At 37.9% G+C, this 6915-nt stretch carries 6 protein-coding genes; 3 read left to right on the forward strand and 3 right to left on the reverse strand.

Annotated features, from left to right (window positions below; translation table 11 throughout):
* Positions 1–63: 63 nt before the first annotated feature.
* Positions 64–2712 carry an insulinase family protein gene (locus FJ366_04080; GenBank protein MBM3894744.1) on the reverse strand — a complete coding sequence of 883 codons (2649 nt, stop codon included), beginning with the start codon at positions 2710–2712 and terminating at the stop codon, positions 64–66.
* Positions 2713–2924: 212 nt separating this feature from the next.
* On the opposite strand from FJ366_04080, the gene FJ366_04085 reads away from it, so the two are divergent.
* The gene (locus tag FJ366_04085; protein ID MBM3894745.1) at positions 2925–3638 is read left to right on the forward strand and encodes a hypothetical protein; all 714 of its coding nucleotides are present in this window, start codon (positions 2925–2927) and stop codon (positions 3636–3638) included.
* Positions 3639–3702: 64 nt separating this feature from the next.
* On the opposite strand, the gene rplU is transcribed toward FJ366_04085, so the two are convergent.
* The gene (gene rplU / locus FJ366_04090) at positions 3703–4044 is read right to left on the reverse strand and encodes a 50S ribosomal protein L21 (protein MBM3894746.1); all 342 of its coding nucleotides are present in this window, start codon (positions 4042–4044) and stop codon (positions 3703–3705) included.
* Between the two features lie 116 nt (positions 4045–4160).
* The gene (ssb, locus tag FJ366_04095; protein ID MBM3894747.1) at positions 4161–4673 is read right to left on the reverse strand and encodes a single-stranded DNA-binding protein; all 513 of its coding nucleotides are present in this window, start codon (positions 4671–4673) and stop codon (positions 4161–4163) included.
* Between the two features lie 214 nt (positions 4674–4887).
* Between ssb and FJ366_04100 the strand changes: the two genes are divergently transcribed.
* Both FJ366_04100 and FJ366_04105 read left to right on the forward strand, forming a co-directional pair.
* On the forward strand, positions 4888–5283 hold the full coding sequence (locus FJ366_04100; protein ID MBM3894748.1) for a hypothetical protein: 396 nt from the start codon (positions 4888–4890) through the stop codon (positions 5281–5283).
* Between the two features lie 239 nt (positions 5284–5522).
* Positions 5523–6797, forward strand: coding sequence for a hypothetical protein (locus FJ366_04105; protein ID MBM3894749.1), 1275 nt, complete (start codon positions 5523–5525; stop codon positions 6795–6797).
* The last annotated feature ends 118 nt before the right edge of the window (positions 6798–6915 follow it).

The raw sequence follows: 6915 nt of genomic DNA on the forward strand, positions 1-6915 counted from the left end.
AAAATAAAAAGGGCGCGGAAAAATTCTCTGCGCCCTTTTTGTTTACTACTTTTTATTGATTAATTAAACCATGCCAACTCGAACTCTTGCCATTTGCGCAAGGGAGAAGTATTCAGCAGCAATACGATTAACTTCATCTACCGTCATCGACTGTACACGAATAATCATCTGATCATAATAATCTTCAGGAAGATTAAAAACGCGCATTGCCGCAAATAACGACGCCCGCTCAGCACTGGTTGCAATCAAATCAATTGTTTGTTTTAGAAACATTTGTTGTGCAGCTGCAAGCTCATCTTCACGCACACCATGCTGCGCTAATTCATCAATCATCAATCGGATAGAAGATTCTGACTCTTCAAGCGTTGAAGGATTTAAAATTGCAAACACCGAATCATGTCCAGGCTCAAGAGTTGCTCCCGATGCAAAGCCGCCAGATGCTGAGTAAAACAACCCCGTTTGCTCTCGCAGTTGATACAACCGTGATCCCAGAGAATAAAATGCGATTAAATTAAGTAATTTAATTACCGCATAATCCTTATGAAACAACGTTAATTTTGATGGCTGGCCCATAAGCAATACTGCTTGATCGCGCTGCATTTTAAAATCAATTTTTTCAGCTGGATTAAAATGCGATGCACCGATTGTTCTTGGTACATACGATTGCATATCAATTGTTCCAAAATACTTTTCAAGCAAGCTTGTAACTGCATCATGATCATATTCACCAACAATCGAAGCCACCATCATTTCTGGTCGAATCAAAGCGGTATGCATTTTTTTCAAATCAGCTACGGTTATTTTCTTAATCTCTGCAATCATTTCATCAACCGACCAATCATTTGGCGTATCTTTGTACACCGAGCACCGCAGCAGACGATTTGCAACATCGGTTGGAGAATCTTTTGACCGTTCAAGACCAGCAATTGTTAGTGCTTTTACATGCTCAACTGATGATGAATCAAATTTTGGATTAAACACCATGTGCAAGAAACGATCAAAAACATCTACATGATTTGCAGAAAGTAACGAAACATGCGCTCCATAACTATCCAATCGGAACGAAACACCATGCAGTTCATAAAAATCGAGTAATTCTTTTTTTGAATAGCGCGTTGAACCTTCAAGCAACGTTCCCATCATCAGTCCAACAAGCCGCCCCTCTTTTGCAGACGCAAAAAACGAACCATCCCTAAACTGCAATGCCATGGTCGCCAACGGAAGCGAAGCATCATGCTGCGCAACAATTTCAAGACCATTGCTTGTAACCGTTTTATACGTTGGGCGAGGAAACAAAAATTCACATTTTTGTGGATGCGCATACTCTTCTGGAATCACCGGTTCAACCACCGGAGTTGTTCGCTGATGTGTTTGCAAAATATGTGCTTCAACATACTTTAAATAGGCCTGTGAACGTTCCCAGAAAAACTCCTTTGATTTTACAAACGGAACAACCTCAATGACACTCATCAAAAATGGATCCAAGTGATTTGCCGTAAATCCTCTGATTTCGTTACTTGAGACAGATTCGATTTTGTTTAATTTTTCAAAGACATCAAATTCATCGCGTGTTGTAAAATAAGATTCAATCCATGCATCAACCAGGCCGCTAGTGCTTTCGACTGAACGAACAAATTGTGAAGCATATTTTGAGGTAAACTTTTTAAGCTCAAGATCGGATGCACCATTAACAATAAGATTTGTGATTTCTGCAGAAATAATTTGTCTGCACAAATCAAGCTTTCCCTTTTTAGGTTCAACAACGATCAAAAACAATCCACCATGAAGCATTGTGTATGCTTCAACACCGACATCATCTGCTACCTGAGCGTCATCGACCAACGCTTGGTACAACCGACTTCCTTCGCCGCCGCCAAGTACCGCTTGAATTGCTTGAACAACCAATTCAGCTCCAGCTTTGAGCCCCGGAATTACCCAATAAAACACTGCTACTTCTTGCTGAACATGCTCATAAATACGCGATGAGTGTACTGTTAAATTGTGAACATATGCTGGAAATTTATCAAACTCCTGCGAACCACCATGTGGAATATCAGAAAAATGCTGCTCGGCATATGCGATTGCATCGTCAGCATCCATGTCACCAACAATAAACAACACTGCGCGTTCCGGATGATAATATTTTTTGTAAAAACGCTTTAAATTTTCAGCAGTTACTGATGCCAAATCTTCTTTGTATCCAATTGTTGGGTGATGGTAGGGATGATTTGATGGAAATCCAAGATCAAGCGCAAGCTGTACCATACGCGACACATGGCGATCTTTGTACATATTAAGTTCTTGCACAACAGCTTTTACTTCTGAAGCCAAATGTTCAGAATCAAAAACAACATTCTTCATGCAATCTGCAAGTAATGGAACAAAATTTTTCCAATTTTGTTTGTCCACTTCAAAATAGTAGCTGGTAACATCCGAACTGGTAAACGCATTGAGTTCTGCGCCATATTTTCGCGCGATACTATCAATTGCACCTTCTTGCAGCTTTTCAGTTCCCTTAAAAATCATATGCTCAACCAAATGAGCAAGTCCTTTTTCGCCCTGTTCTTCAACAGCTGAACCCACATCGTATGCAATCTGAACCAATACTTTTGGCACAGATTTCATCGGATACGAAATAATGGTCATTCCGTTGGAAAGAACTTTTTTCTTTATCAAATCTTTTGAGAAATTAAATGAAATGCGTGATGACACAGAATTATTCCTTATTTTGCTAATGCCGAAGCATTACACTTCTTTCATAACGGCCTACGCAAAACAGGTTTACCATGGTATCTGGCAATGTCAACGCAAAAACAACATATTAATCACAATAACATTCAAAAAACATATTTCACCTTGTTTTTTACAACTATTGGGATTGTAAGTATTCTGTAAAAATAGATTTATAACCAAAACACTTTTTCATGAAAAACATATTTTTTACACCAACGTCTATTTTTCTGTGCACCTTTTTTTTCGCCACTCAAGCTTTTCCCTCAAGCGGCATTTCTATCCTCAACAAACACCTTGCTCTTGCATGGATAACAATCGGACTTCCATTTATTATTCAAAAAAAAAAAGTACAGAAAAATACTGAATCAAAAACAAACCCCGAACCTTTTGTCTGGAATTATCAACACCTTGAACAAATAACCGAACTTTTTAAAAAATATTCGATTTTTAACAAATTATTCTGGATTAACTTCAAGCGATATTGCTCTAAAAACAAAACATTTAGTCTACTGATAAGCCTGCAAACCATTCTTCTGTGCTACGACCTATACCAATTATGGTTCCAAAAAGAACCACTCCTTTTTTGCAAGCAAAGCGAAGAAAATTTAACAACCCAAGAAAACAATTCATGCTTAAGAGATTTAGAATTTCAAACTCCTCAAGGCCCACACAGAAGAGTGGTAGTCTGTTTATACTCAAAAACAAAAGAAGATTGTCTTCAATTTCCCAAGCTTTCAACAGACCTAATGCTACAATACCAAACAGGCCAACATATTCTTTTACCAGTTGGCGGCATTTTTAAACGAGGAATAATAACATCCCCACTGGTTATTTTTTTTAACAAACAACTCAATCTGTGGGAAGAATGCCCGTACCCGTTCTCCCTACCCGCGCAAAATACATAATTTGTTTTAATAAAAAAACCCCTAGGACTTACTCCCAGGGGATTTTTTTAATTTATCGCAAAAATTACGCGTCGATCGACATGAATCGCACAACGGTAATGGGCTGACGATGACCGGTTTTGACACGGTACTTTTTACGTCTTTTGAACTTAAAGATGATAATCTTTGGTCCACGCATTTGTTTTACAACTTCTGCCTTAATTGTTGCTTGAGCAACAAATGGCGCACCGATTTTGTACGAATCGCCTTGTTTTACCAACAAAACATCGTTAAAAACAACCGCTGCTCCGGCATCGCCGTCCAACTTTTCTACCCCAAGCGTTTTTCCTTCAACCGCTTGGTACTGTTTACCGCCAGTTTGAAAAATCGCATATTTTTCAGGAATTTGATGTCCTGCTTGTTTCATTTTTACCTACTCCATCCCCCCGATTGCTTAAAATCGAAGAGAAATATCTTTAATAATCAGCTAAACCCGAATATCGTCAATATACCAAACACCTTTTTTTTGTCCAGCATAAGCCACTAAAAGGGCAACTCCTCGTCAAATGCTTTTTCGTCTTTAAAGCTAATCTCACCGGTATTAGCCTTGACCGGCGATCCAGAGCGCTTTGCTGCAAAACTTTTAAGCGAACTAATTGTTTCCATTTTTACTTCTTGAGGCATTGCACCCAAAGATTCTTGCTCTTCGCTTTCTACCTGAGCGTTTCCGTTCAAGAACGTCACACGATCTGCAACAATCGAATGTTTACTTTGTTTTTTGCCCTCTGAATCTTCCCAAGTATCAAGCTTTAATCGACCTTCAACCAATACTGGACGACCTTTTGCCAAAAACTTTGAGCACGATTCTGCCTGTGCACCCCAAACGTCAACATCCACAAAACAAACTTCTTGAACGGTTTGTCCACTTTGTCTGTTTTTAAATTGGCGATTTGAAGCCAATGAAAGACGGCACACAGCCTGACCTGAAGCCAAATTTTTCATATCTGGATCGCGGGTCAAATTACCCATCATGATAACTCTATTAAAACTCGACATATAAACCTACTTCGCAATAAAAAGTCGTAGCAACTAAGATTTTTTAACCAATTTTTATATCAACTAAGCTATCGGTTTTTTCTGGTTTATGAAAGGGCAAAAAATATTTTTTTACTCGAACTCTAATTTTTTATAGCTATAAAATAATTTGCCTCAAAAAACGTTTTTTCATACTATTAACTAAAATTTCTCTATGGCCTGAAGATCATTTGTAATGAAAATCTATGTTTCCGCAAAATTTAGCGACAAAGAACGAGTAAAAAAGGCTTATCAGTTATTAAAAGACCAGGGACATACAATTACCCACGAATGGGTACTCAACAAGCCATCGTTTCCGTTTGATCTTGATCCAACATTTACCGCAAAGTGCGCCAAAGAAGATTTTACAGGTGTTATTAATTGCGATGTTTTTATTTTATTTTCCAATGAAGAGTCCAGCCTTGGAGCCTCTGGTGAACTTGGTGCTGCAATCGCACTACACGAATTATCGGGAAAACCTACCATTTTTGTTGTAGGACCACACTTTAATGCTAATTTTTGCTTTTGGCACCCCGCGGTACAACGAATAAATGACCTTCAAGACGCGATCGATCAAATAAAAAATCAATAAATACCTATTTTTAGCGCATAGAGAGCTTTACTTACCGGATTAAAGCTCTCTGAATGACCTACCAAGTCATCAAAACTCACGCAAAAAACAACCAAATTAATTCAATACGAAAATCAAAAACTCAAAAAAACAAACTTTTTTGCTCTTTTTAAGCAGTATTAACTGATTCTGTTTTTAAATAAGACCTCTGCTATTTTTATGGTATCAATAATGAATTAACAAAAATTGTATTTTTTAGTATGAAAAACTTTTTACTTATTATTTTGTGCGCTCTTTCTGTGCCATGCATCCCAACTCCTGGTTCAAGCTCACCGGTACAGTTTGCACACACGCTGACTGTGAACGTCAAAAAAGTTTCCAAACTCCCTGACGGGCAAGATCATATCCAATTTCCTGCCGATGATTTTTTGGACTTTTATCACACCAAACAATCACCACAAGCTGTTTTATGCAGCAAAAACGAATTCCTAAAAATACTTTTTACTCAAATTCAATCACGAATTGCCTCACTTCGTGCAGCTAAAACAACCAGAAAAACTGAGATTTTTTCTGCAACTATCACCCTCCCCGAATTACCATTTACGTTTTGTGTAAAATACACCCTGCGAAAACAAGGAAACGAAATCCACATTGTTCTTTCTGCCTTTGTACCAACGGCTACCGATGCAAAAATCTTTTCCGTCGTTACCAATTTTTGCAACGCGCAAGTTCCAGTGCTTTCTTTTTTTCAAAAGAATAAAACTGCTCTTTTCACATTTGCTTCACTCGCGGGAGCTGCCGGAGTTGGTTTTCTTGTTAAAAAAGAAATCAACCGGCGCGAAGCAAACCGAAAATTAAAAGAAAGGGAAGCTCCCCTAAGAGAATTCAAAAAATATTTAACAACTACTCCATTTTTGTACTTTGCACTCAGCGATGATCACATAGAATTTCCGAACCTTACGGCATCCGCAAATCTAATTGCTAGCAATATTACCCAATATATCCCGAGGTATTATGAGAACAGGCAACAAGAACTTACTGTCACAGGCTTTATTTCTACAGAAAAACCACTCACAAATGAACAACTCAAGGAACTTGCCACTGGTTGTTTTAAAGAAAGTACCATCAATTTACTTGGACAATTTCAAGAAGATTTCATGATCGCGCTTGCACAAGATGGCAACAACTCAGCAAACACCAAACAAAAAACTGATGTTCTTATGAAATTTATCGAAAAATTAGTAGATCTTCAAAAAACCGATCCAGTTGAAGTTAAAAGAATTTTATTATTTAAGCCCAAAACAATTTACGAAAAACTTCGTGCTGCACGATTTTATAATAAAGCTGTTTGGAAAGACTATATAATAACTGAAACAACACCTTATCCTATACAGACCCCCTTATGTCCAGTATTCATCCTTCTTACAACTTTTTGCCAAGCACTCAATGAATCTATGTCGGGTACTTACTGCCTTAAAGACTATTTCCCATCAGATTTTGCAATATTTAAAGATCTGCACAAAGTCAAATTATAAAAATAAAATTGATGGTAGCTATGAAAAACTTTTTACTTATTATTTTGTGCGCTCTTTCTGTGCCATGCATCCCAACTCCTGGTTCAAGCTCACCGGTACAGTTTGCACACACGCTGAC

It is taken from the genome of Candidatus Dependentiae bacterium (assembly GCA_016871815.1).
Lineage (GTDB): Bacteria > Babelota > Babeliae > Babelales.